Here is a 25,929-nt window from a genome sequence, read left to right as displayed (position 1 = left end):
CAATTGATCATCAAAAGGTGTTCTGGATGCAATTGTCTGAGCACTTGGAACTTACATAATTAGGAATAATAACTTCAGCGGTCATTAAAAGCTTGTCTGCCTCTGCTGCTGCATTGGTAACAATTCCAGTGGCTATAAAGCAAAAAATAAATAATGAGATTATTAGTTTTTTCAATATTGCTGCCTCCTATTGTAATAAATCAATTTTTGATTAGTTTTCCTAAAAAGATGAAAAAAACATATATATATTTATTTCACAGTACGACTAAACCGCACGAATACTCGCTTATTCGCAGGATTTCAAACCACATGGTATTGGTTGCTTTAGATGAATGAAAGAGATAGGACCGTTTTGATAAGATGAGGGCAGATTGAAATAGGGGATCTGTTGAAAATCCCATATTATCACATATGCTGCCCCTGGAGGCTTTCCCTCCCATGTCTCAACGGGTCATTGCCCTTTTGTTCATTACATCCAGTACTTCGTGCTTTCTTTGAAATCCTACGAACAAGCCAACTTTCGTTAAATAACAATGTGAATGTAAATTTACGCTGCTAGTTGTTCAAGTGGGAAGAGCATTTCCGGTTTATAGGCAGAGCCATTACGAGCTATCCCTACTAGGACACGGGCGAGTTTACCACAAAGTTTCATGATGGATTTCATTTTCTTAAACTTCTTCACTTTAACATTATTCGAGTGTAGGGCTTTAAACTCAGGGTTATTCATCACTAGACTCATGATCTTCCACGTTTGGAAAGAACAATTTTGCCAGATTATTGGATAAGAGCAGGAACTTTTGGGAAGGAAGCCGAAGTTAATATCATGCTTGTGTTATTCAATAAACTTGCAGGTTAGTGTGTCCTTCTTGTGTAACCAAACCCCTAAATCTAATTATAAAGGAGCCCAAAGTTATGGAAATTTCTAAGGGAGTAGAGATGCTCCTTCTTGAATTTTATGGGAATATTATTCATCCAACGCTTTTATGGGATCAAGAAATGGCTGTTTTAATAGACACTGGATTCCCTGGACAAATTAAAGATTTACGCGTGGCAATGGATAAGGTAGGAGTGTCGTTCGACAAACTAAAAGTTGTGATTTTGACGCATCAGGATATAGATCATATAGGTAGTCTTCCTGAGATATTACAGGAGTGTGAAAGTAATATTAAAGTATATGCTCACGATCTGGATAAGCCTTATATTCAAGGGGATTTACCTTCTTTGAGAGACGGTCAGGATTTACCTCTTTTGAAAGACGGGCACCTAGAGAACCCCCCGAAGGGTAAAGTAGACGATACCTTGAAAGACGGTCAAGAATTGCCGTATTGCGGCGGCATTCGTGTCATCCATACTCCAGGGCATACTCCTGGCCATATCAGTCTATATTTAAAACAAAGTAAAACACTCGTTGCCGGGGATTCGATGTACTGTGTAAACGGAATAATTGGGGGAATTCATGCCCCAACCGCACTGGATATAAAGGCGGCTCAACTCTCTTTGAAGAAATACATAGACCTCGACATTGAATCAGTGGTTTGTTACCACGGAGGATTAAGTAAAGGAAATATTAATGATCAGATTCAAAAAGTAATTTCATATTAAATTTCTAGAAACTTCTTCAACTATCGGGCGCTATCCTGGAACAAGGATAAGCGCTCATTTTCCTTTTTAGGGCTATTTTGTAGAAGAAGGTATATTTCCTATTTTTAACGAATACAGAATTAAAATAAACTTATCAAAAGTGGTGAGATAGATAGAAAAAAAAGTTAATTTTTTTTTGGACTGTAAAACGGAAAAACATATTATTAACAGACTTCGAAGCGCCGGTTGTGTTTTCGCAGAAGATGAGACCCGGTTAATTATCTCAGAGGCACGGACTCTAGAGGACCTCAATAAAATGGTAGAAATGCGAGCCAGCGGTTTACCTCTTGAATACGTTGTTGGATGCACAGCTTTCTGTGGTCTGCGGATAGAAGTGGATCAGGGCGTTTTCGTTCCACGCAAACGTACGGAGTTTCTTGTTAGCCAGGCAGAAGCCCTGTCATGTTCTGGTGATATCGTCGTTGACCTATGTTGTGGGTCGGGTGCTGTGGGTGTAGCACTGGCCGCAGCTTTGGGACGGGTTGTGTTGTACTCTGTTGACATTGACCCTGCCGCAGTACGATGTGCTGAACGCAACGTAACGATTTTCGATGGTCACGTTTTTGAAGGTGACCTGTATAAGGCCTTACCCGACTCACTTAAAGGTCATGTGAACATCCTAGTTGCAAATGTACCTTACGTTCCCACCAAGGCAATCAAGCTACTTCCCCAGGAGGCTCGCCTATATGAACCGAAGGTGGCGCTTGACGGAGGAGAGGATGGACTTGACATTCAGCGAAGAGTAGCTGAAGAAGCATTACTTTGGCTAGCACCGGGAGGACATCTTTTGATAGAAACAAGCGAAATGCAGACACCCCAAACCTTTGAAATCTTTGATAGTGTTGGGCTGACAACGAAAGTGATCAGAGACGAGGAACTGGATGCTACTGTCGTTATCGGATCAAATTTTAGCTTTCAGGGTAAATAAGTAGTTAGTTCTAATCACAAATAAAATGATAATTTCTTGGCACTGTACTAATAACCAAAATTTCCTTATTCAAGAATAGGGCGCGATTCTGGAAGAAGTTTCGCTTTTCTTATAGAACAAACGGGTGCTTTACTTCAATAAGGGAGGTTGCTGAAGCAACCTTATTGTTATGCAACTAAAGGGGCATTATAGTTGAAGAAATAAAAAACGGTTAATGATTCCAAACAAAATGCTATTATGGATTTTTAGAGGTTGGTTTTTAATAGTAGGAGGAAGTGTAAAATATGATTGAATATAAAGGTGGTAAAGAATATTGGAACGGACGTAAGTGTGATAGTAATTTTGTATTTCGTACATTAGCAGATATGTTCCCTCAAGATTATGAGTTATATATAAAAGAATCAAAAGAATACAAAAAAAAGAATATAGTTCTACACTGTTCTAATTGTAATTATGATTGGGTGAATTATGAAACCGATATTTCTACGGCCCAATGTCCTACCTGCAAATCAATGAACCTGCAAATCAATGAAGTTTCTAAAATTATAAGCCCTTATTTAGACTTTGTGATTGTGAATAAATGTACTTAAACTAACGGGTGCGTTAGTTCTATAAGGATCACTAAAAATAAGCAAACTATTTTATGAAAACAGTATACTGAATCACAAGAAAAGAATCCATTTCGATCAATCTTTTTTCAAAATGGATTCTTTTTATTTACGCTAATATGGGGGTTCAGGAGGAAATTTTGATCAATCTTGATTCCAAAAATACACATTGATCTTAATTAGTTCTATATGTTGATAAATCGCCTTACTGATCATTTATCAGTTCCTATATATCAACTTTTAGGGAATTTTCCACCTGATAATTTCCTCATGATTCATTGCATCTTTCAAAGCTTGGCCTTTACCCATTCCTAGTTTCTTCAGAAAAGAGAGTATGAGCTACAATACCATACTCTCATATTTTCTTCATCAGTATAATATTTTTTTTGTGATACACACTTAAAACCAGACCAAACAAGCAGGCGTTAATCATCGCTGATAAAGCACCATAACTCATAAATGGCAGGGAAAGACTTATTAGTGGTAATAAGCCGAGAGACATTCCGATGCTGACAGTTACCTGTGCAGTGAATATGGCAAAACTGCCGGAAACAAGCATTTTCCCAAATGGGTCTTTCACAGTTTGGAATATACGGGAAATTCGCCAGATCATCCATAAAAACAGCAGACCAATGAGCAATGCCCCGGCCCAGCCAAGCGTATAGGTAATTGTTACAAAGATAAAATCCGTCATCATTTCATTAGAAAAATCAATCGTTCCGAGGGAACCAAAATGGCCAATCCATCCGGCATCCTCAATTAGCTTTTCTAGTTTCAAAGGCATATACCCCAAGGTCTCACTGAATTTTTCAGGCGTAACGAACGCATAAAGTCTTTCTAATTGATAGGCCCTTATATCTTTCAAGGATATAAGCAGAAGTGAAACACATGTAGTAAGCAGGACCGCTGCAGTGATAAGGATTTTTCTTTTATTTAGGCTGCTCCTCCAGACCATTACAGCAACCATCAATGAATAAATCGCTACCGCCTGCTCGTTGGCTGTAAACATAAACAAAAAGGCAGAACAAACGTATAAAATGGCAGCCAAATAAACATTCATCTTTTTTGATTGCAGCATTCCGGCCCAGGCAAGCAGAAAAATTGGCAGAACCACAATCGAATCGACCGACAATAAACCCATAATATTAATTCGAGGATTGCCGTTCACTAATACATTGGAAAATTGGAACTGATAAAGAATCAGACATCCCATCGTAAAGAAAACCCAGCCCCATCTCTGAAATTTCCGATAATCGAAAAAAAGAATGACACAGGCCAAAATTACACTTCCTGTGACAGAATATACCTGCTTCAGCACTGATAATGAATTACCATCCTTAAATAAGAACCAAAACAAAAACAGGCCCGTAGCTGACATGAACAGAAACATGCTCATTAGCTTCCAATCAATCTTCGGCCTGTGCAGCTTGTCCATCTTCTGCCCAATGTCAGAGGGGCTTCCCATATTCCGGACAGCCAGTTCCTCTGCTTCATCCTCTTTATATCCTTTTTTGACCAGTTCAGTTTTAGCTTGATGCAGATGGGCTTTTAATTCAGCTTCTATATATTTTTTTGCTTCTTTTGATCGGATATACGACGAAACCTCATCTAAAAAATGATTGCTTCTCAATCGGTTCTTCCTCCTTCAAACGCTGTCCGCCAACTAGCAGAGGCGGAACCACTTTTAGATTCCTTTTTCTTTAGCCACTTTTTCGCACGTTCATCCAAGGAATAGAGCTTCCTTTCTTCCGTTTCCCAAAAAGACTGGAGCCAGCCTTCCTTCTCAAGCTCATGCAACGTAGCATACAAGGAGCCTTCGTTATTTTCAAATTTCCGGATGCCTTTCTGGTAAAGAGATTCATTAATTTGATAACCACTTTTTTCCTTATCCAAAGATCTGAAAATACCAATCAAGATGTCTTCCTTACTTACATCCTGCTTTTCGATGGCAGTATGGATGGAGTTTCTATGGTTTTCTGTGAATTTCAAATCAAGAAATGTATGCTTTTTCATTGCCGATTTCAAACGTGTTAATTTATCTTCCATCGGTGGATTCCTCCCAATAGGTTTTTAACCTTCTTTTCGCCTGGCGCATCCGGGTCTTCACCGTTCCAAGTTTGACCCCGGTAATTTCAGAAATCTCCTTGAGCTTCATTTCCTGAAAATAATGGAGATAAATGAGCTCGCGATACTGGATTGGCAGCTCCATGACTGCACCAGCAAGTTGCATGTCTTCATCATGCTGAATGACCTCTTCTTCCACATTATCGGTAGAAGTCCATTCCTGCGCCTCTTCCGCAGTCGAAACATTTCGGAAGTACCAGCTTTTCCTATAATCCTTACAATGGTTAATAGCAATTCTCCAAAGCCACGTCCTTATATTTGATTGTTGGTTATACGTGGGTAGCGCCTTATAGCATTTGATGAAAATCTCCTGTGTCAGGTCCTCTGCCACAACTGCATCTTTTACATAGGAATAGACCAATTGTAGAATATCCTGGCCATAAAGGGACATGATTTCATCAAGTAAGGATTTGTCATCTTTCATTTGAGACCATTTCAACACAAACTCTTCCAAAACAGTTCACACTTCCTTCCCTAGTTATAGACGATTGTACTTATAAGAAGGTTTTCTGTTTTTTAAAATTATCCCTTTGTTACTATGAAGTACAGCTAAAAATATAGAAAACATTTAAGAATCAGTACAGCAATAGTAGAATATCCTTGCCTGACAACGCCCAATCAGAAAAGTTAAACGTTTATAAACATGATAAACCGAAATCATTACTGATTTTGGTTTTTCTTATAGAACTAAAGGGGCAGGTTAGTGGATTTGCATACTAAAAGTGTAACTATTTAAACAAGAATTTGTTCTAAACCATATTGACACGTTTTGTGTATTATGGGTATAGTACATCTATGAGGTGTATGAACCACTTAGTACATACACCGGATGTCAGAGGAACAATAGGAGTTGTTTGGATGAATAGGGAGGTGCTTTTTTGAAGGAGAACCAAGAATATAGAGTGTATTGGAAGTTTGTTACCTTTACATTAATCGTTGGTTTAATTGTTGCGATTTTTTCAGTTATTTCTGATAATTTAACATTTTTAGGTGACGGTATAACAGTTCTTGAATTCGTCATTTCTTATTTAGCGGTAATGATTAATTCTTTACCAATGTGGTTTATTGTAGCAATGCTTGTTGGCTTTATATTTGCGAGGAACATTAAGAAGGCTGCGTTACTTGGGGCCATTTATACCATCACTGCAATTACGTTTTATTTCGTGATTAGATATTTTTATATAGATGTACCAGTAACAGTAACGATATCATTTAAAGAACTGGCGATCTCATATGTGAACTGGTATGGGGCGTCAACCATTGGTGGTATCTCTGGTGGAATTGTAGGGTTTTTAATAAAAAAAACACCTTATGCACTACTGATTTTACTTGGAGGGTTAATCTTGCAGTTGTTTGTATATGGTACAAGTAGCTGGAGTGACATCGTTGGTATTGCACAAAATGTTACCTTTTGTCTAATGATTGTAAGCATTTTTATTTATTTAGTGATTGTAAAGAGAAATGATAGAAGTCATTATTTTGGAATGTGAAGAGATGTAATTCAACTAACGGATGCGTTAGTTGAATTAAGGGTCCGATGGTACGGTGATGTTTCTACAATTTTTTTACAAATCAGGGTAACCAATAATTAACAATTATGGTAAGCTTAATTTTGTTATAAACATCATTTTTCAAGGGATGGTGCAAGGGATGCTTAAACGAATAATAACTAAGTACGAACACGAGGGTCTGACCCCGGAGGAAATTGAGCATTTAAATACTATAAAAGGACAAAATCCTTAGGGATGCTAACTCTATTATTAGGTTTAGTATCCTTTATTTTTGGGCCACAGTATATAATTATTCCTATCGTATCTTTGTTATTGGGTTTTATTACGTACCGGACCTTTGATTCTGAAAAAGAGGATAATCCTTGGACTTTTTACATTGGACTATTATTTGCTTTGACAGGATTAATATTGAACTTTTTACATTATGTACACGTATTGAACTGATGTTATGGTTCATTTCAGCAAAAAAAGAAGAAAAGGAATAAGAAGGCAAAAATAACGAAAGAATTTCTATTGGTCGTAAGATGCGTTAAATTAAAATTGAAGTGAGTTTCTTCGGTAACTCCTTTTTTTCTTGTTGAACTTACTAACGGGTGCTTTAGCTTAGGATCGGAGCTGTCTTTAAAAGGCAGCTTTTTCTTTATGCAACTAAAGGGGCAGGTGTTACTTTAGATGATAATTCGCACTCATTTTAAGTGCTATTTTGCACGTATTTTATTAATAGATTATTCAGCAATAAATAGTTCATTAGGGAAAAGTACCTGTTCTGCAATTTCAATCAAAGTAATTCAATTAAAAGGTTGTATATTGAATTAATGGGAATTAGTGGTAAAGTTAATTAGTCAAAGTCAGGTTACTAAGGGGAGGAAGACCATGAAAAAAATATTGCAGCTTTTACTGCTTATCCCAGTTGCTGCTATCTCAATTTTTATTATTATTCTAATTGCCGGACAATTTGGTTTCTATAATTTTATAGGTGAAGATTATGATACAAGCCCTCCCACAGGCGAGTTACACGTTAATGGTTCCGGAATAATTATGGAACAAGGAAATGTAAACTGGGAAGTGAAAGATGGTGAATTTGTAAAAAAACGGGTGGATGATATAAAGACTTTTGCACAAAAAGAAAAAAAAATCGACCTACCATCTGGAGAGGATATAGGATTTTCATATATTGCAAATGGTACAGTTTTAGAAAGTGATATTACAGCACAGCTTTGGAATAACAATAAGAAAGAATTGATTACAATTGAAAATAGCACCATACATCTGCCAAATAGGAAGGGAACATTTATTTTAGAGATAAATTTAGTAGCTGAACAAGGAACTGTTCAATATATTTCTACTGTCAATTTAAATTAAGCATAATTTTGTAAATGGCCAGTAACAGAGCGTATTTCTGTTACTGGCCATTTTTGGGGTACGTCACATTGCCATCAAGGTAATGTTTTGTAGTACCTCCAGAACGAAATTTTGGACTTTCTTGTAACTGATAAGCTCAATTTATCGTTTTGGGGGATGACCTATTTTTGAAGTTGGATGTGCAAATAGCACTCAAAATTAGTGCAAAATAACGCCGAAGTTACAGGCAGGTTAGCAAGATTGTGAAGGTTTGTACTTAAACTAACGGGTGCGTTAGCTGAAGATTGGAGCTGTATTAAGGCAGTTTTTCTTCTTTAACTAACAGATGTTATTGTTTAATGAAAAATCTACTAATCTAGTATAATAGTCAATTAATATGGTATAGATTGGAGAGAAACAGGTATGATCTTAACTGATGTATGGGATTTATAGCAGATAAACAAATCCAATTTATCGAGAATAACGGGATAGTATATCCATTAGTTCTTGCTTGGCTGTTTCTACACTTTCTTTTTGGAAATGTTTGTATTGCACTCGGATCTTGGATTCATCCATTCCTGCTGCACTTTCCAAAAACCCAGAAAGTCCTCTTGCTTTTCTATCCACTTCGATGAATAAATCTACGGATTGAGCGTCCGCGACGAATCCGATTTCAACCTCATCAAGGCTTCTTTGGAATGGACCGCCCTTTGGCTTGTATTCGAATTCCTGAAAGACACCCGTTTTGCTACGTTTGAAGGGTACATTTTTCACTTTGTTCAAGTAAAACCCTAATGATTCGATTGCTTTTAGGAAGCTACTGACTGTTTCATTTCCAAATACGTTTATATAATCGTTATCTTTAGGGTCCAATGCGAACGTCACATCCATTTCCGTCTTCATCCACACAGACACGTCCCCTATCGTGATTGGCGTTTCGTACGGAAGTTGCAAGGAAAACGGAATCACCTTTTCTTCGCCTTTTTCAATGACGAATGCATTCGAAACCTTTATTTTGTAAAGGGTAACATCATCTAAATACGTACGGTCATCCTGTTCCCTCAAAACCTGTGTCATCACATGGATGTACAGCCCATTGATTTCTTGTTGGGTGTTTCCTCCAAGGACAAACACGTTCCCTTTTACCGTTTCTCCTTGTTTATATGAAACTTTCTCTAATTTTGTATCCACTTTCGCTGCACCGATTCCGATGCTTGCTTTCATTTTATCAAAAAACGACATGTACATAATTCCCCCTTTGTAAGTCTATGGTTAGCATAGCATAATGGATTCATCATATGCGATTTTTTCGTATCGCTTATGTTTACTTCAACTAACGGGTGCGTTAGTTGATTAAGGAACACAAAAATGACCAATCTTTTTTATAAAAGAATAATCCAATTAAATAGTATAAGGGCATGTTTTGATTCATCTTTTTTCAAAACATGCCCTTTCTATTTATTCATTCACCTTATTAATATACATTTTTTTCTAAATGAACACTTGAATATTTAATTCACATCTATTAAACTTGTTGTTAGTTGCTAGAAAATACCAAGTTAGGGAAAATTTAGTTGTTTTCTATTTTTCGAACTGAAAAAATACTGAATTTGATCCTTTTTTGGCGAGAGAATTACATATTTAATAAATGGATATTGGAGGGTTTTGTTCTTACCAAATTATTATCATGAAAACAAAAAAGCTGAGGGAGATTAGAGAATGAGAATACCAAAAAAGATAATAGGTATATGCGGAGCTGTAGGATTATTATGTGGGGGGACAACAACATTTGCTGCCACTTCTACGAATACGCCTCAAGTTGTTAAACAGGAGAAAAAGGTAGAAGGAAACATACAAGAGGAGATTATAAAAGTAGATAGTAGTGAAGTTAAAAAAAGGAAAATCCTTACTTATTTTAATAATAACAAACCAAAGAAGTATAAAGAAAATGAGGTTATCGTAAAATTTAAAAAGAATTACTCCATAAAAAGTCTAGGATCCCTGAGCACTACTTTAGGTTTAACAAATGCAAAAGAATTGAATAAAGAAGGAATACATGTAATTAAATTTTCCAAAAATAAAAAGATGGCAAATGTGTTAAAAGAACTTAACGCTTCTTCTAATGTTGAGTATGTAGAGCCAAACTATGTATATCAACCGACAGCAGTTACAGATCCCCTATATAACGAACTATGGGGACTTAAAAATACTGGACAGGAAATATTAGGGCAAGTTGGTAAAAAAGGTATTGATATAAGTGCGGAAGCAGCATGGGCTAATACAAAGGGCAGTTCCTCACTTGTTATTGGAGTGATTGATACAGGAATCGAAATTAATCACCCAGAATTAAAAGATAAAATTTGGGTAAACACTGGAGAAATTCCTAACGATGGAATGGATAATGATAAAAATGGATATATAGACGATGTAAACGGCTGGAATTTTTATGATAAAAATAATAGATTGTTCATTCGAGGAGAGGAAGACTTCCACGGAACTCATGTTGCAGGAACAATAGCTGCAAAAGCAAATAAAATTGGAGTTACCGGTATTGCTCCAAATGTGAAAATTATGCCTCTCAAGTTTCTCGGACCATATGGAGGGTACGAATCTGATGCGATTGTTGCCATTGAATATGCTAAGGCAAAAGGTGTAAAGATTTTGAATAACTCATGGGGTGGAGGAGAACATTCACAAGCATTAAAGGATGCTATTAAAAACTCAGGTACCTTATTTATAGCTGCGGCAGGTAACTCTGCAGAGAACTCGGATACAAGTCCAGCGTATCCTGCTGCTTATGATTTGCCTAACATTCTTTCTGTAGCCTCTATTAACAATACAGGAAATCTTTCAGGTTTTTCTAACTACGGTGCAAAAAGCGTAGATGTTGCTGCTCCTGGTGAAAGTATTTTAAGTACAACCCCAAGTATGGAAGGCGACTATTCTACGGCTTATGAATATCTTGATGGAACATCCATGGCTACCCCGCATGTTACAGGAGTAGCAGCGTTAGTAAAAAGCGCACGTTCATCATATACTCCCGTTCAAATCAAGGATGCTATCTTGAGAACCACTACAAAGCTGTCTTCATTAACAGGAAAAGTTGTTACGGGAGGACTTGTGAATGCAGGGAGAGCAGTTAATTTCGATGTAGATTCTGATATTCCAGGTATTACTTGGAAAGGAGGAAGTATCAGTACTTCACTTGATGCAAGTAAAGATAAAAATGATGTTTATTCTATTAAACTATTAAAAGGGGAAAAGGTGAAGGCTACACTAACTGGTGATTCCGGGACGGACTTTGATTTATATTTGTATAACGACACTACAAAGACTGTAAATTCGAGCAACGGCATTGTAGCACATTCAGAAATTGCAAATTCATCCAAGGAATCCTTTACTTTTACAGCTCCTGAAACAGGCACATATTATTTGAATGCCTACGCTTTTAGTGGAGCTGGAAAATACATTCTTTCTGTAACAGAAGGCATTGGAGAAGGAACATATGAAAATACGAGTAAATATTTTGGATATGAAGGAACATGGAATAAAATATCCGATGGAAGTGCGTCGGCAAGCTCATACACAAGTACGAACCAAACCGATTCAACTGTGAAAATTGTGTTTAATGGTACAGGAATATCCTATAAAGCTTTAAAAAATGACAAACAAGGAATTGCAAAAGTGACATTGGACGGAAAATCAGAAAATTATAGCTTATATGCTGCTACTCCTAAGTATAAAGAAGAAATCTTCAGTAAAACAGGACTAACTGCAGGGAAGCACGTATTATCTATTGAATGGACTGGTCAGGCAGATCCTGTTGCCCGTAAAAATTCTACAGAGGTGAATATTGATTCCATCTCAGTTTTAAAATAGTTGTTATATATATGTATGCCCTTAGCTTCATCCATAAAGAGGATAAAGCTAAGGGTTTTTGTGGTCGGGAAAGTGGGGGAAAGGTTCCCATAATCTAAAATTACGTTCTTCCATTTCTCTCGATTCCTTTAAAAAAGGAAAATGAATTCTTTTCTAGAACATTTGAATGACATAGGAGAGAATCCAAGAAATCCTAAGGAGAGAAACTAGCATGCCACATAAAATGACGGTAACTGGAAAACCTCTAGGCCCCTTATGTCAGAAAGGCTCTTTTTACACGTTTGACATGGAGAAAGTGGTTCCGCCTCTTCTCCAAAAGGGCTAAAGGGCGTACCATTCAATTGGAATCCAAAAATCAGCAAAAACTTCTCTGAAAATGACGACTTTCTTCTATTATATTTATTCCCCAAACACCTCTGATTTCCATAAATGAATCGCATGTCGTTCTTTTTCAAAAACCTTCTCCAAATAAATTTCTGTAGTGGAGAGCTGCTCATGGCTCAGACTCTTCATTATCTGATAGACATCCACTCCATTTAAGTGAGAAATGATGGCAAAAGCATGCCTAAATGTATGAGGACCAATGGAAGAAAAACGAAACTTCAAAAAAGGCAATCCACTCTCTTTAATGGCTTTTGTTATGTATTGGGACAAATAAGAAGGAGAGTAGGCACGGCCGGTATTGGCCGTAAAGAGCGGGTCGTCTCCTTCTGCTGCATCTATATCGTCGATTCCTCTAGCTGAACGGAACATTCGAATACTTTTCATTCCTTTTTCTTTCAATGGTATTTGCCTTTTTTTATTTCCTTTTCCTAGGACCTCTAAAAAATACGTGCTGGTAATGGAATCATATTGAAGATCCTTGACTCGGAGTCTTGTAAACTCTTCATTACGCATGCCAGTCATGGTTAGGATATGAATAATCGAAAAAACGATGGGGTGTTTGATTTTCCTGAAATAATCAAGTAGCTGAATGACTTCCTTTGGTCCCAAATCACGGTTCGGCCGATCATCTTTACGAATATTGATCTTAAAGAAACCTTCATGAATTGGTGCAGTGATATAGCCTGATTCGAACAGGAATTTCAAAAAGTTCTTAATGATGGTTGTCTTTCTGGATAATGTGGCAACGGAATAAGCTCCTTTTGTCAAGGCATAGGGGCTTTTTTCTGATAACCATTCCTGATATCTTCGAATGTGCCGGGTAGATAGAGATTTAAAGAGGGAACCGTCCACAACTTTTTCCAAGTCTAAATTGATTTCCACCGAATAAGTGAGTAATTGTTCAATAAATTGAATAAGCTCTCGCTCATAGGCTTGAACGGTGCGGGTGGCCTTTTCACAGTTGGATTAAGTGGGACGAGATGCAGAAATCACTACATAACTATTAGTTCTGGTGTGAAATTAATGCAATAGAAACATAGAATAGTAATATCCTGTTAACTTTGAGATTAAGCAGCTAGTCCGTACAACTTATGAGTGTATTCATTCAACAAGCCATTGCCCAAATATTGACCAAGATATATGACTCAACCTTTTCGGAGAATAGCTATGGATTTCGCCCTAACAAACAAGGGCTCCAGGCGGTTCGTAAGGCAAAGTCCTATATAACCGAAGGTTATACATGGGTAGTGGATATGGACTTGGAGAAGTTCTTCGATAAAGTGAATCATGACAAGCTCATGGGAATGTTAGAGCGGAAAATTGAAGATAAACGAGTTCTCAAACTGATTCGTAAATTCCTTCAAGCAGGCATTATGATAGGCGGACTTTTTCATAAAAGTGAGGAGGGAACTCCGCAAGGAGGTCCGTTAAGTCCTTTATTATCTAATATCATGTTAGACGATTTAGATAAAGAACTAGAGAAACGCAATCTTCGATTCGTAAGGTATGCGGATGACAGTACTATCTTTGTGAAGACACGAAAAGCCGCCAAACGTGCAATGGGGAATATCTCAAGCTTCATTGAAAATAAACTGAAGCTAAAGGTCAACTACGAAAAGTCGAAGTATGATCGCCCTTGGAACAGAACGTTTCTCGGTTTTAGTTTCACGAAGTCAAAGAAGAACCCGAAGGTTCTACTGGCTAAACAAACGGTGAAGAGGGTAAAGAAACGAATCAGGGAAATGACCTCGAGAAAATTACCGATACCCATGAAACTCCGAATAAATAAGTTAAAGCAATACCTTAGAGGTTGGATGGGGTATTTCGCCCTCATTGATACTCCGAACGTATTGAAGAATTTAGATTCATGGATTCGAAGAAGACTCAGGATGTGCCTATGGAAGCAATGGAAATTGCCAAGAACGAGGGTGAAGAAACTCAAAGGATTAGGCGTCCCATTTGGAAAAGCATATGAATGGGGAAATAGCAGAAAGGGTTATTGGCGCATAGCGCATAGTCCTATTCTAGACAAAACCCTTAATAATGTTTATTGGCTCCATCATGGGTTAGTAAATCTATATGAACGATATACAAAACTACGTCAGACTTAAACTGAACCGCCGTATACCGAACGGTATGTACGGTGGTGTGAGAGGTCGGAGGCTAGGCGCCTCCTCCTACTCGATTTTATTCAACTACCATGAAAATAAGTTTTTTAAGAATGGAAAAATGACAATACTTAAGAAGACCCTGCTCAATCGTTTTAAAAAAAGGGAGAGCGTTAAAGATAGAAACTGAGGAGCTTTACAGAAAAATTTATGAAGTTTAGTAGCCTTTGTAAAAACATATTTTTTTTGAAAGTGGATTGTAAATTGGGAAAAAGTGATGTATTATTAATTTGTGAAATGTTTCACAAACAATATTTTCCTTTTAAAAACTTAATGAGATGAAAGGATGAAAAACTTATGACAAAAGAAAAAGTAAGCCGTGTCGCATTAATTGGAACAGGGTTTGTAGGCTCAAGCTACGCCTTTGCTCTTATGAACCAAGGAATTGTAGATGAGTTGATTATGATTGATTTAAATAAAGAAAAAGCAATTGGTGATGTGATGGATTTAAATCATGGGAAAGTTTTCGCTCCAGATCCAACAAATATTCGCTTTGGAGAGTATGAAGATTGTGCAGATGTAGATTTAGTTGTAATGTGTGCAGGAGCGAACCAAAAACCAGGAGAAACACGCCTTGACCTTGTGGATAAAAATCTGAAGATTTTTAAAACAATAGTCGAGAATGTCATGGCTAGTGGATTTGATGGCATCTTTCTTGTCGCAACCAATCCCGTTGACATCTTAACATACGCAACATCGCATTATAGTGGGTTACCTAAAGAACGAGTCATTGGATCTGGTACCATTCTTGATACAGCTCGTTTCCGTTTCCTACTAGGTGATTACTTTAAAGTCGCACCGAAAAATGTGCATGCGTATATCATCGGAGAACACGGTGACAGCGAGCTACCTGTTTATAGTTCTGCAGACGTGGGGGGTATTCCCGTTTTGAAAATGATTGAACGCCAAGAACACTATAAAAAAGAAGACTTAGATGAGATTTTTATTAATGTACGTGATGCAGCCTACAAAATCATTGAAGGAAAAGGTGCTACTTACTATGGCATCGCTATGGGACTTGTACGAATTACAAAAGCCATTCTCCACAATGAAAATAGCGTGTTAACTGTCTCTGCTCATCTGGATGGCCAGTATGGTGAAAAGCATGTGTACATGGGTGTTCCAGCAATCATTAATCGTAGTGGAATCCGAGAAATTGTCGAATTAGAACTCAATGAAGAAGAACAACAGAAATTCCAACACAGTGCTTATGTCTTAAAAGACATTTTGGCGCCTCATTTTGAAGAATTAAAATTATAACATTAAATAGAAAGAAGGAAGCATCATGTGGATTCAAGATTATAATCCATTGAATAACACGTACTTATCAGCCTTGGTTGCTGCCTTTCCTGTCATATTCTTTCTATTGGGTCTGACTGTATTTAAAATGAAGGGCATTATCACAGCCCTTCTTACACTAATCATTAGCATAGGTGTATCGGCATTTTTATTCCAGATGCTTACTAGTTGGATCGTTGTTAGAAGGCCAATATGGTCAAAGTAATGTTCATGTTGATACTCCAACTGTAATTAATCGTACAGGTGCAAAAAATATTGTGGAGCTTTCCCTAAATGAGAGCGAAAAAGAAAAGTTTGCACATTCTGTTAAAACACTTAAAGATATTCAATCTCTATTTTGGGAGTATTTTAATTTCTTAAGTAAGAAATTCTTAAGTAAGAAATTCTTACGTAAGGGAGCTGTTATTATGTTAGTAGTAACTATCGATCCATTTAATAATCTTGCTATTTCAGCGTTAGTTGCAGCTATACCGATCCTTTTGTTTCTCTTATGTTTGACGATCTTTAAAATGAGAGGTATTTATGCAGCGCTTCTAAATTTATTTGTAACCCTTCTTATTGTACTTTTCCTCTTTAAGCTACCTTTGGGTGAAGCAATCGGGAGTGTTGTACAAGGTACGATACAAGGGATATGGCCGATTGGTTATATCATTGTGATGGCCGTCTGGTTATATAAAATCTCTGTTAAATCCGGGAAATTTGATGTTTTACGCGGAAGTATTGCGGGTATTTCACAAGACCAACGTCTTCAGCTCTTACTTATTGGGTTTTGCTTTAATGCCTTTCTTGAAGGGGCAGCAGGTTTTGGTGTACCGATTGCAATCTGTGCCGTTCTATTAGTTTCATTGGGATTCAAACCTTTACAGGCAGCCATGCTCTGTCTAGTAGCAAATGGTGCTTCAGGAGCATTCGGTGCAATTGGCATACCGGTTGGAATCATCGGTACATTTGGGTTGGAAAATGTGACTTCCATGAATGTGTCAATGATGACTGCCTTAACACTGCCGATCATTAACTTTACCATTCCGTTTTTATTAATATGGTTAATGGATGGATTTAAAGGGATTAGAGAAGTATTGCCGGCTATTTTGGTGACATCTATTACTTATACAGTGGCCCAAGCGACCATAACAATATTTGTAGGACCAGAGTTAGCTGACATTATTCCTTCACTATTAACAATGGGTTTGTTGGCATTATTTCTTAATAGGTGGCAGCCTAAACATATATTTTTACTCAACGGCAAAGAATATGAATTTGAAAATCATTCAATGGGTGATGTTGTAAAGGCATGGTCTCCATTTTATTTATTAACAATATTTGTATTGATTTGGAGCTTTCCTGCATTTAAAGGTTTGTTTTCTCAAGGAGGAATTCTTGAATCGGCTGTACTGAAATTTATAGTACCAGGATCTTCGATCAATATTGGCATTGATTTAATCGGTGCAACAGGAACAGCGATATTATTAGCTGCTTTAACGACGATTCTAACGACGAAAGCAATCAATTTCAGTGAAGGTCTGTCTCTCCTAAAAAAAACTGTTTCAGAATTTTGGATTCCAATCATTATGATCTGTGCAATTATTGGTATAGCTAAGTTAATGACATATGGTGGATTAACAATTTCTTTAGGTGAAGCAGTTGCTACAACAGGAAATATCTTCCCATTACTATCACCACTATTAGGATGGATTGGAGTGTTTATGACTGGGTCTGTAGTAAATAACAATACGTTATTTGCGCCTATACAAGCTACTGCAGGTAATATCATAGGCACAAACTCATCATTATTAGTTTCTGCTAACACTGCCGGGGGAGTTATGGCAAAGCTTGTTTCTCCACAGTCAATCGCAATAGCAGCTGCAGCCGTTGGTGAAACAGGAAAAGAATCTGATTTAACGAAAATGACATTAAAATACAGCTTTGGGTTATTAGCTTTTGTGTGCATTTGGACATTTTTATTATCGCTATTTTATTAGTAATACTTTTATATAACTAACTAGTAAAAAGGAATCAGAGAACTACTCTGATTCCTTTTTCAAAGACAAAGTTGCTTTTAAAAATTAATCTTACTGCTCACTTATTTGAAAATAAATTGAAATACAATCGTTTACGGTGAACCGTCATAAATAATTCCAACCTAAATTCATCATATTTTTGAACTTTATCCAGAAACAAAGAAAGAAACAACAACGCATGATTGTTGCAGCATGGAGAAGTTTAAATCATGAAGGAAAAAGTGTCGCAGTTAACCACTGTATTTTCGGATTTTTTTATGGCTGCATGCTGCCTGGGTTCACTGATTTTCATCCCTCTTGGATTAACTGGATTTGCAGGAGCATTATCCTTCTACTCATTGAAGTATCGGTTATTATTCACCATCGTTAACATCATTCATTCTTCTTGATTACTCCTTTTACATGGTTTACGGGAGAAATGGCCCAAAATCCGGACGGAGAGATTCACTGACAAATCAAGCCTTGTTAGTGTGAAAAGGAATATGAGGATGGAAAAATTATTCAATCATTTTGCAGTTAGACCTGGCTGCATTTTTCTTAGATGCATGCTGAAACCTTTGATAGTGCATATTAATTTTTAGAACCATTGGAAGGGGGGAATCACCATGAAAAAGCAAGTAAAGCAAAATGAAAAGGATACTGAAGAAAGACAAGAGGAGCTGCAAACAATTAATGATATTTCTAAAAGCGAAAACGGGCAGCCGGTCCATCAGCCTAAAGATTACGATGAAATAGAGTATTAAGATAAAAGTAAATCCTCGGGATAAATGCGTTTAAACCAATTCCTTCAGTAGCTAATTCAAGGGTACATTTATGAAAAAGCAGATTTACAACATTAAGATATTTTCATTATTAAAAGCCTGATATATCTCTATATTATTTAGAGAAATCTGGCTTTTTTAATTAATCACTAAAGTCTTTAAACGGAGACTTTAACTAATTAACACCCCTGAAATTTTCCACTTTTTCACCTCTGCAATATAATCTGATGAGCCCAGATAAATAAAACCAGATCATTAACACAATGATGCGACCAAGACTGCCGTATGTAGCAGACTTAAAGAAATATTCGCAAAGGATTTTGAAATCATGTGAATTTTCCGGAGAAGAATTTTTGTGGACAAGCTTAATGCAAATGAAATAGTTGTTGAACTCCCATGAAAATTAAAAAAGCACAAAATCTAGAAATAGACCCAGTAAAAACGCTTTTTAAAAAAAGGCTGAGCCTTATGAGTGATCTGATTGAGTTTGGTCAATCGTTAAACAAAAATCTCCAATTATAGCAAATTAAGTAGAGGCTAGCGCGACGACCAAAAAAGGATTAATCTCCCATGAGTGCTACCCATAAAGGGCGCGACAGTCGGTGGTACACCGTGGTCGTCGGAGTCAGACTAACGGATGGGCTCAAAGGCACCATAGTTCAACGACCTTCTTCGCCAGCCATTAAAACATTATCGACATAGAGACCAATTTTCATTCTCTGTGGTGAAGCGCTGATTTTTGCGCTTCATGAATGGCTAACGGGTGCGTTAGCTGAAGATCGGAGCTGTCTTTAAGGTAGCTCTTTTATTATGGAACTAAAGGGGCAGGTTAGTTTAACAAAAAGTGAAAAATAGAGTTGATAAAAAACAGAAATTCCTCAATCAACACTGTTTATGAATGGTACAATTGGGAAAAAGAGGTGTGAGTATGAGGAAATTATTATGGAGTTTCAGTTTGCTTGTTATCATTGTGGCGTTAGGGGGATGTTCAAGTTCCTCTAACGTTCTCCTGAGACAAAAGACGTTGGCTATCAAATAGTAGAGTACGGTGGATTAAGTGATAGACGAGCTGTATTGGATAAAGGTAATGTCAAAAAGATTGAAAACATTATAGCAGATGTCAAATGGGATAAAACAGTATCAGTTGATAAAAGTAGCAAAGAAGATGCTGTATTTTGGTTTATAGACCAAAATAACAAGGAAGGGCAGAAATATAAGGTGTGGTTCAACGAAACTGGCTCCGCAGACGTGCAGGATGAAAAGCAGGTATGGAGCGTTTTGGAAGGGAAAGACGGTGAAACATTATCCACTATTTTCAAACTTAATGAACAGAAATAAAGAATAGAGAAATATTAAGCTAACGGGTGCGTTAGCTGAAGATCGGAGCTGTCTTTAAGGCAGCTTTTTCTTTACGCAACTAAAGGGGCAGTTTAGTTGAATAAAAAATTTCTATAACAGTCCTAATTTATCTATTTTTCCTAATTTACTTTTTCAAGTCATTCACTTCATATGCAACCCGTACTCCAGATTCAATCGCCCCTTGCATCCAACCGTGGGTAAGTGAAGTATGTTCACCGGCAAAGTGCACTCTTCCTTCAGGTATAGGCATATAAGGATACAACTCGGTTTCCTGACTCGGTTCAAAAGCAGTGAAAGCTCCAGAGGAATATTCATTATCGACCCAACTAAAGGAAGTTCCTGACACAAACTCAGAATAGACTTGGTCTCCGTAAATTTCAGCTAAGTTCTTTAAAGCATATTGAATGCGTTTTTCGTTGGATAGACCGTTCCATGTTAAAGCCTCATCCGCCCATGTATAGCTTGCCAAAACCACAGCAGGTCCTTTTGTACCAATCCCCTGACTTGGGTAATAAGTGAATCGAATCGGAAGGTCAGTTATGGATTTACCACCATATTGATGGTGTCTTTCCCAAAACCTGCTTTTAAACTCGATTCCGATTTTTGTTGCGCTCATATAGTTCAGTTCACGAATAGCTCTCCGTTTATAATAGGAAAAAGAATGGTATGGTTCAACTTTCACAAATCGTAACACTGTAAAGGGGAGAGTTATGATGGCAAGATCACCAGTAATGGTGGAATCCTCTAAGGTGTGCTGATGGGTGGAATGGATGGTTACTCTGTTGTTATGTTGGACAATTTTCGTCATCCTTTGATTGAACATAATAACTTCTTTTAATTGCGGGAGAAATGCCTTTGGCAGCAGATCCATACCACCGGTTATCTCATAGAAACGATTTGCTCTGAAGGACGCCTCTTCTCGCAAAACTTCAATAAATGACATCCCCATATATGCTTCTAAGTCAAGGAGTACACCGATCATATCAACCGCGCCATCTGAAAAAGTCGTTCCATATTGATAATGGTAAGAGTTTAAGAAAGTACCTAGTGAGTAGTTTTTAAATTCTTTTTCTACGAGATGCCAATTTCTCGTGGGGTCTTGTTTAATAAAATCAAGAATTGGCTGTGTAGCTAATTTCACCAGATCCTCTGCGCTTTTACCTCTTTCATTTGGGGCAACGGGAAAGTTTAGAATACCAGGAGAACGTTCAAAAATGTTAAGACGTGTTTTGATTCCATTGAGATAAAGAATATCCATTGGAGTTCGGTTAATAAACAGGTTTAGGGTTAGCCCGAATTTTTTAATATACTCTAAGGTCAAAAAATGAACATCAGGAATACGCATTGGGCCTAGGTTAAAATAAAGCCCATTACTAAAGGGGGAGCGTATGGTATAGGCACGTCCGCCTACCCTGTTGTTTGCTTCAAGGATTGTGACGTTGTGCCCGGCCTCCTGTAAAAGAGAAGCCGCAACCAGTCCTGCTAGTCCTGCGCCAACAATAGTAATATGTTTGGGAACTTGCGACTTTTTAAGACCATTTCTAATAATGCTAATCATTTGTTGAGTCGTTAATTGATAATTTATGTTATTAGGCATCTCTTCTCCTCCAGTGAATAGATTTTTACATTGTATTCACTTGTATAGATGCATATGTGTTCCTACTATATACAGATAAATAAAGTAAAGATAAATTCTACTTTTTAGCTGGGGCACAAATGAAATTATTAAATAAAAAAGGGGGCCCCTCCATTCAGTGATAGGAAAAACCTTATAACACTTACACAGGTATACTTTCTACGAAGAAGTGCCTGGAGGATTTAGCGTTAAGTTCTATGTTAAAAACAAGTTACTTGGAGATAGATTTTAAACTAACAGGCGCTTTACTTTAATAAGGGAGGTTGCTGCGGTAACCTTTTTATTACGGAACTAACGGGTGCTTTACTTAAACAAGAGAGTTGCTTCGGCAGCTCTTTTCCTTATGGAACTATCGGGGCAGGTTAGCTCCATAATAAACAAGTGATTTATCTATTAATCATATATGGTAATATACAAAATAAACCAATAGAAAAATCAGGGGGATGAGTATGTTCTTACATAAGATTGATGGGGAGTTATCATTGAAACTGTTAGAATTAAAGGATGCAGAAAGAGTTTTCGAAATAACAGATCAATCCAGAGAATATCTACGAGAATGGCTTCCTTGGCTGGATAATACAACAAAACTTGAAGATACAAAAGGGTTCATTAATATTTGTTTAAAAGGTTTCGCTGAAAACAAGAGTTTCAATACAGTTATTATGTATAAGGGACAAATTGTTGGTGTAGCAGGTTATAACCAAATAAATTGGTCAAATAAAACTGCATATATTGGTTATTGGCTCGGAGAAGAATATCAAGGAAATGGAATTATGACAAGAGTAGCTAAGGCATTGACTGATTATGCATTTAATGAATTGAAACTAGATAAAGTTGAAATTAGGGTTGCTGAGGAGAATAATAAAAGTAGAGGAATTCCCGAAAGATTGGGTTTTGTTAGTGAAGGTTGTATAAGACAAGCAGAATGGTTGTATGACCATTATGTTGACCATATTGTTTTCGGTATGTTAGCTAAGGATTGGAATAAGTAGTAATACCTTATAGAACTACCATGAAAATAAGTTTATTTAAAAATGAAAAATGACAATACTTAAGAAGACCCTACTCAATCGTTTAAAAAAGAGGAGAGCGTTAATAAATTAGCCTATAGATAGATTAGGGTTGACTGGATTAAGGTCAATATCAGTATTGACACTTCCTAACCATTTTCATTCTTTGTGGTGAATCGCCGATTTTTGCGATTCATGGATGGCTAACGGGTGCATTACTTGAATATCCTACTGGATTGAAAGCAATTCTCAATAAGGAGAATTGCTTTATTTTGGTATTATTCTATCCAATATCCATTTCAATTTCTCTTCTTAAGATACTTATCTCAATTCATCCCAATATAAAAAGACATACTCTGGTTCATGCTCTTTTTTCAACTCATCAACACTTGCTATTATATCTAAAGTTTTCTGTTTATTCGTACGTAAAGTATTACTAGCGTTCTGTTTTAAACCCTTTTCATCCATGATATACACTCTCCTTCTTAGTATAGTTTGTGTCCTGCCCCTCTTCTTATTCTTGTTTTTGCAAGGAATGTAATCAGTTGAAATATTCAAAATAAAAGAAGAAAAATGGAATGTATTATGAAAATCAGCTTACCTAGTTCACTTTAATATGTATGTCTTATGCTGCTTTGTTCATTTCACACGTGCAAATAGAGGCTAAAGGAAACAAACATTAAAAAGATTCTTGTTTGTATAAGAGAACATATTGTGAAACATTTCACTTAAAGTAACGGGGCAGCATTCCTGTAATTACTGAAAATGAGGTTTGAACGAAAAAAGACCTCTTGATAAGATGAATGTGTCCTAAGCTGGCCAGCTAAAAAAGGACAAAACATCTATTTGGAGGTCTCACAATGAATTATAACCAAAATCATAAAATCACTCAAATTACTTCTGAAACCTTAATTGTCGGAGTAGTATAGCCAAGCACAATCATGTCGCGAGAGCACAGGATTTTAGAGGATTGGAACTGGGTAAAACGTGTTTCTTTGAAAATACGAATGCAGGATTTCATTCGTTTCTAGATTGGATTAAACAACTTGTTAAAGAGTGTAAGTTAAATCAAGTGATTGTAGGCATGGAGCCAACCGGTCACTACTGGTTAAATCTAGCTCATTTTCTAAAAGAGAATAATATTAAGTTCGTATCTGTCAATCCACTACATGTTAAACGAAGTAAAGAATTAGACGATAATTCACCTACAAAGAATGACGTGAAAGATGCAAAAGTCATCGCACAATTAGTCAAAGACGGAAGATACGCCGAACCGACAATTCCACAAGAATTTATGCAGAACTCCGAGTGGCCAAAAAACTTCGTGATCTTCTCAACGTTGACTTACAGGTCGTTCAGGGACAAGTTCATAACTGGCTTGATCGTTACTTTCCCGAATTTTTGACAGTGTTCAAAAGTTGGGAAGGCAAGGCAGCTATTCATTTTCTAAAGCTAGAAGCCTTGCCACATGAACTTGTAAATTATACGGAAGAAGAGCTCTTACTTTCCTTAAGACAAGTGGTAAAACGCAGTATAGGCTTAAAGAAGATACGAGCACTCAAAGAAGTAGCCAATCGTTCAATTGGTATTCGTCAAGGGGCAGCTATGGCGAAATTAGAGTTGAGAGCTTTACTAGAGAAGTATGATTTTATTCAAATGAAATTCGAAGAATTAGATCATCAATTAGATCAGTTATTAGACCATATCCCAGGTGTCACACAGATGTTAGAGGTGTCAGGAATCGGTCGAGATACAGTAGCAGGATTTTTCGCAGAGGTCGGCGACCTCAGAGACTATCAACATCCTCGCCAAATCGTAAAATTAGCAGGTTTAAGTTTAAAAGAAAACACATCCGGAAAGCACAAAGGTCAGACCAAGATTACTAAACGGGGACGAAAGAAATTGAGGGCTCTCTTATTCCGGGCAGCCATGATACTGGTGGCAAAGAACAAGGCTTTTAAAGCTCTTCATATATATTACACAACACGTTCCCACAATCCCTTAAAGAAAATGCAATCTCTGATAGCCTTGTGTAACAAGCTTATTCGAATTCTATTTTCAATCGGTAAAAAACAATTTACGTTTCAAGAAGACAAGATGTTAAAGGATATCCCTCATATGGCAACATTTGTAGTCCATCAAACAGTCGCATAGTTCATTGAATTTTAATGGTTACACGGTCATTTAATTAACATTTATTTAAAAGTGAAGCACGGATTAGTCGGCAAAGCAACTAACGTAAGGGCTTAGATCCTGTGGGGCAGCATGACCGACATCCACCTCATGGAAAGGTTGAACGAAGGAATGTAGGAGCATCGACTCTGTGAGACATGGGAGGGTTGACCTCCATGAGACATGTGGATATCCTAAAGTGCGATCATAACATTTCTTAAACCAATTTTTTCCTATAATTGGCTAGTTTAGCATACACTTTTTTCGATAAATCCCTATCCTAGAGGAGTAATGCCGAGCTTACATAGATAACGGTTAATGATATGACTATGAAATCCTAAGAATTCTAGAGCAATCGTGAGATTGTGTTTAGTTTATTGAGGGAGGTAAGTTTAAGAAGGAATTTCATATATAAAATAGTAAAAAAGGTTAGTTTTGAAAACGAGTAAAATACGGAAGGAGTAAGAAATTGATATGACAACCGGAAACAACAGGCAAAAAATCAATGTAATTGTGGCTCCTATTACTTTTTTTATTTATCTGTAAAATGTTTCTATTCTTATATCTTAATCAGTTTAAATACTTTATCGAATTTGGTTTACTGAAATTTAAGTCCATATCAAAACATTGCCAGCATCATCAACCCCCTAAAAGCAAATATTGGATGATGGAAGGGGAAAATTTCACTTTCCAAATTTTATATAGAGGAAGTGTCTGAAAATGAATAACTGGATACCAGCGCTTTTAAATACAGGGAGAAGGCAAAACATGTTAAAGATGTTTGGCAGAACAAGAAATAATAGAGGTATGATGTGGGCGTCTTTATTAGGTCTAGGAGTTAGTGCAGCTGCTTACGGATTAGGAAGAAATCGAAACAGAAATATGCTGCGTCCTGTTCAAAATGTAATGAATAATATTCGAACGCAAACAGCTGGCCGAATGCCAAACGCTGCTGCTATAACAGAGTTTTCAAAGGACCTGACAAAAATCCTTTAACAAACAAATGAATTTCTTCACATAAAAATGCCCACTTCAATGTGGGCATTTTATGTGAAGAAATTGGAATCAGTAAAATCTGAAATTTCTTTTG

The 25,929-nt window shown here is 36.9% G+C and carries 23 protein-coding genes and 2 pseudogenes; 16 read left to right on the top strand and 9 right to left on the bottom strand.

The window, feature by feature from the left end:
- Window positions 1-10: 10 nt before the first annotated feature.
- Window positions 11-175 (bottom strand): hypothetical protein, encoded by a 165-nt coding sequence (locus tag Q8G36_RS18420; protein WP_305162303.1) that lies wholly within the window; start codon window positions 173-175, stop codon window positions 11-13.
- A 372-nt stretch (window positions 176-547) separates the two neighbouring features.
- Window positions 548-739: pseudogene (locus Q8G36_RS18415) on the bottom strand (IS110 family transposase); the annotation flags it as partial.
- Between the two features lie 173 nt (window positions 740-912).
- Here Q8G36_RS18415 and Q8G36_RS18410 point away from each other — a divergent pair.
- The 3 genes from Q8G36_RS18410 to Q8G36_RS18400 all read left to right on the top strand — a co-directional run bounded on the left by Q8G36_RS18410 (window position 913) and on the right by Q8G36_RS18400 (window position 3,159).
- Window positions 913-1,602 carry an MBL fold metallo-hydrolase gene (locus tag Q8G36_RS18410; protein ID WP_305162302.1) on the top strand — a complete coding sequence of 230 codons (690 nt, stop codon included), beginning with the start codon at window positions 913-915 and terminating at the stop codon, window positions 1,600-1,602.
- A 175-nt stretch (window positions 1,603-1,777) separates the two neighbouring features.
- The gene (locus Q8G36_RS18405) at window positions 1,778-2,569 is read left to right on the top strand and encodes a putative protein N(5)-glutamine methyltransferase (protein ID WP_305162301.1); all 792 of its coding nucleotides are present in this window, start codon (window positions 1,778-1,780) and stop codon (window positions 2,567-2,569) included.
- A gap of 284 nt (window positions 2,570-2,853) precedes the next feature.
- A complete protein-coding gene (locus Q8G36_RS18400; RefSeq protein WP_305162300.1) occupies window positions 2,854-3,159 on the top strand; it encodes a hypothetical protein in 306 nt (101 codons plus the stop codon).
- A gap of 373 nt (window positions 3,160-3,532) precedes the next feature.
- Here Q8G36_RS18400 and Q8G36_RS18395 read toward each other — a convergent pair whose 3' ends face one another.
- From Q8G36_RS18395 to Q8G36_RS18385, 3 genes are read right to left on the bottom strand one after another with little or no spacing between them, the layout of a single operon-like run.
- Window positions 3,533-4,807, bottom strand: a complete 1,275-nt coding sequence (locus Q8G36_RS18395; RefSeq protein WP_305162299.1) for an FtsW/RodA/SpoVE family cell cycle protein — start codon at window positions 4,805-4,807, stop codon at window positions 3,533-3,535.
- The gene (locus Q8G36_RS18390; protein ID WP_230162541.1) at window positions 4,804-5,223 is read right to left on the bottom strand and encodes a PadR family transcriptional regulator; all 420 of its coding nucleotides are present in this window, start codon (window positions 5,221-5,223) and stop codon (window positions 4,804-4,806) included. Before Q8G36_RS18390 ends, Q8G36_RS18395 begins: the two co-directional genes overlap by 4 nt.
- A complete protein-coding gene (locus tag Q8G36_RS18385; RefSeq protein ID WP_305162298.1) occupies window positions 5,213-5,755 on the bottom strand; it encodes a sigma-70 family RNA polymerase sigma factor in 543 nt (180 codons plus the stop codon). The genes Q8G36_RS18390 and Q8G36_RS18385 overlap by 11 nt, the downstream gene beginning before the upstream one ends.
- A gap of 424 nt (window positions 5,756-6,179) precedes the next feature.
- Between Q8G36_RS18385 and Q8G36_RS18380 the strand changes: the two genes are divergently transcribed.
- Together Q8G36_RS18380 and Q8G36_RS18375 are read left to right on the top strand one after the other, a co-directional pair.
- Window positions 6,180-6,791, top strand: a complete 612-nt coding sequence (locus Q8G36_RS18380; protein WP_305162297.1) for a hypothetical protein — start codon at window positions 6,180-6,182, stop codon at window positions 6,789-6,791.
- An 894-nt stretch (window positions 6,792-7,685) separates the two neighbouring features.
- Complete coding sequence (locus Q8G36_RS18375) at window positions 7,686-8,174, top strand: hypothetical protein (protein WP_305162296.1); 489 nt, start codon at window positions 7,686-7,688, stop codon at window positions 8,172-8,174.
- Between the two features lie 450 nt (window positions 8,175-8,624).
- On the opposite strand, the gene Q8G36_RS18370 is transcribed toward Q8G36_RS18375, so the two are convergent.
- Window positions 8,625-9,395: a sporulation protein gene (locus Q8G36_RS18370; protein ID WP_305162295.1), complete on the bottom strand. Its 771-nt coding sequence runs from the start codon at window positions 9,393-9,395 to the stop codon at window positions 8,625-8,627.
- A gap of 477 nt (window positions 9,396-9,872) precedes the next feature.
- On the opposite strand from Q8G36_RS18370, the gene Q8G36_RS18365 reads away from it, so the two are divergent.
- Window positions 9,873-12,032 (top strand): S8 family serine peptidase, encoded by a 2,160-nt coding sequence (locus Q8G36_RS18365; protein ID WP_305162294.1) that lies wholly within the window; start codon window positions 9,873-9,875, stop codon window positions 12,030-12,032.
- 399 nt (window positions 12,033-12,431) lie between these two features.
- Here the strand turns inward: Q8G36_RS18365 and Q8G36_RS18360 are convergent, their stop codons facing one another.
- Window positions 12,432-13,280: a tyrosine-type recombinase/integrase gene (locus tag Q8G36_RS18360; protein WP_305162293.1), complete on the bottom strand. Its 849-nt coding sequence runs from the start codon at window positions 13,278-13,280 to the stop codon at window positions 12,432-12,434.
- Window positions 13,281-13,507: 227 nt separating this feature from the next.
- Here Q8G36_RS18360 and ltrA point away from each other — a divergent pair, with 227 nt between their 5' ends.
- From ltrA to Q8G36_RS18325, 7 genes are all read left to right on the top strand, one after another.
- Window positions 13,508-14,527: a group II intron reverse transcriptase/maturase gene (ltrA, locus tag Q8G36_RS18355; protein ID WP_305275155.1), complete on the top strand. Its 1,020-nt coding sequence runs from the start codon at window positions 13,508-13,510 to the stop codon at window positions 14,525-14,527.
- 354 nt (window positions 14,528-14,881) lie between these two features.
- The gene (locus tag Q8G36_RS18350) at window positions 14,882-15,844 is read left to right on the top strand and encodes an L-lactate dehydrogenase (RefSeq protein WP_305162292.1); all 963 of its coding nucleotides are present in this window, start codon (window positions 14,882-14,884) and stop codon (window positions 15,842-15,844) included.
- A gap of 25 nt (window positions 15,845-15,869) precedes the next feature.
- Window positions 15,870-16,088, top strand: a complete 219-nt coding sequence (locus tag Q8G36_RS18345) for an L-lactate permease (RefSeq protein WP_370694113.1) — start codon at window positions 15,870-15,872, stop codon at window positions 16,086-16,088.
- Complete coding sequence (locus tag Q8G36_RS18340) at window positions 16,060-17,862, top strand: L-lactate permease (protein WP_336622975.1); 1,803 nt, start codon at window positions 16,060-16,062, stop codon at window positions 17,860-17,862. The genes Q8G36_RS18345 and Q8G36_RS18340 overlap by 29 nt, the downstream gene beginning before the upstream one ends.
- Before the next feature lie 248 nt (window positions 17,863-18,110).
- On the top strand, window positions 18,111-18,290 hold the full coding sequence (locus Q8G36_RS18335) for a hypothetical protein (RefSeq protein WP_305162291.1): 180 nt from the start codon (window positions 18,111-18,113) through the stop codon (window positions 18,288-18,290).
- A gap of 216 nt (window positions 18,291-18,506) precedes the next feature.
- Window positions 18,507-18,644: a hypothetical protein gene (locus Q8G36_RS18330; protein ID WP_275726054.1), complete on the top strand. Its 138-nt coding sequence runs from the start codon at window positions 18,507-18,509 to the stop codon at window positions 18,642-18,644.
- 1,092 nt (window positions 18,645-19,736) lie between these two features.
- Window positions 19,737-20,000, top strand: coding sequence for a hypothetical protein (locus Q8G36_RS18325; protein ID WP_305162290.1), 264 nt, complete (start codon window positions 19,737-19,739; stop codon window positions 19,998-20,000).
- A 145-nt stretch (window positions 20,001-20,145) separates the two neighbouring features.
- On the opposite strand, the gene Q8G36_RS18320 is transcribed toward Q8G36_RS18325, so the two are convergent.
- Window positions 20,146-21,618 carry a flavin monoamine oxidase family protein gene (locus Q8G36_RS18320; RefSeq protein WP_305162289.1) on the bottom strand — a complete coding sequence of 491 codons (1,473 nt, stop codon included), beginning with the start codon at window positions 21,616-21,618 and terminating at the stop codon, window positions 20,146-20,148.
- Window positions 21,619-22,106: 488 nt separating this feature from the next.
- Between Q8G36_RS18320 and Q8G36_RS18315 the strand changes: the two genes are divergently transcribed.
- A complete protein-coding gene (locus tag Q8G36_RS18315) occupies window positions 22,107-22,649 on the top strand; it encodes a GNAT family N-acetyltransferase (RefSeq protein WP_305162288.1) in 543 nt (180 codons plus the stop codon).
- A gap of 339 nt (window positions 22,650-22,988) precedes the next feature.
- Here Q8G36_RS18315 and Q8G36_RS18310 read toward each other — a convergent pair whose 3' ends face one another.
- Complete coding sequence (locus Q8G36_RS18310) at window positions 22,989-23,135, bottom strand: hypothetical protein (protein ID WP_176526417.1); 147 nt, start codon at window positions 23,133-23,135, stop codon at window positions 22,989-22,991.
- A gap of 392 nt (window positions 23,136-23,527) precedes the next feature.
- On the opposite strand from Q8G36_RS18310, the pseudogene Q8G36_RS18305 reads away from it, so the two are divergent.
- Window positions 23,528-24,821, top strand: a pseudogene (locus Q8G36_RS18305) (IS110 family transposase).
- Window positions 24,822-25,559: 738 nt separating this feature from the next.
- Window positions 25,560-25,835, top strand: coding sequence for a hypothetical protein (locus Q8G36_RS18300; RefSeq protein WP_305163146.1), 276 nt, complete (start codon window positions 25,560-25,562; stop codon window positions 25,833-25,835).
- Window positions 25,836-25,929: the final 94 nt, after the last annotated feature.

Origin of the sequence: Peribacillus frigoritolerans (genome assembly GCF_030676415.1) — a bacterium.
Taxonomy (GTDB): domain Bacteria; phylum Bacillota; class Bacilli; order Bacillales; family DSM-1321; genus Peribacillus; species Peribacillus frigoritolerans_A.
The sequence above is the reverse complement of the archived record's forward strand: the minus strand, read 5'-3'. Positions and strand labels throughout refer to the sequence as shown.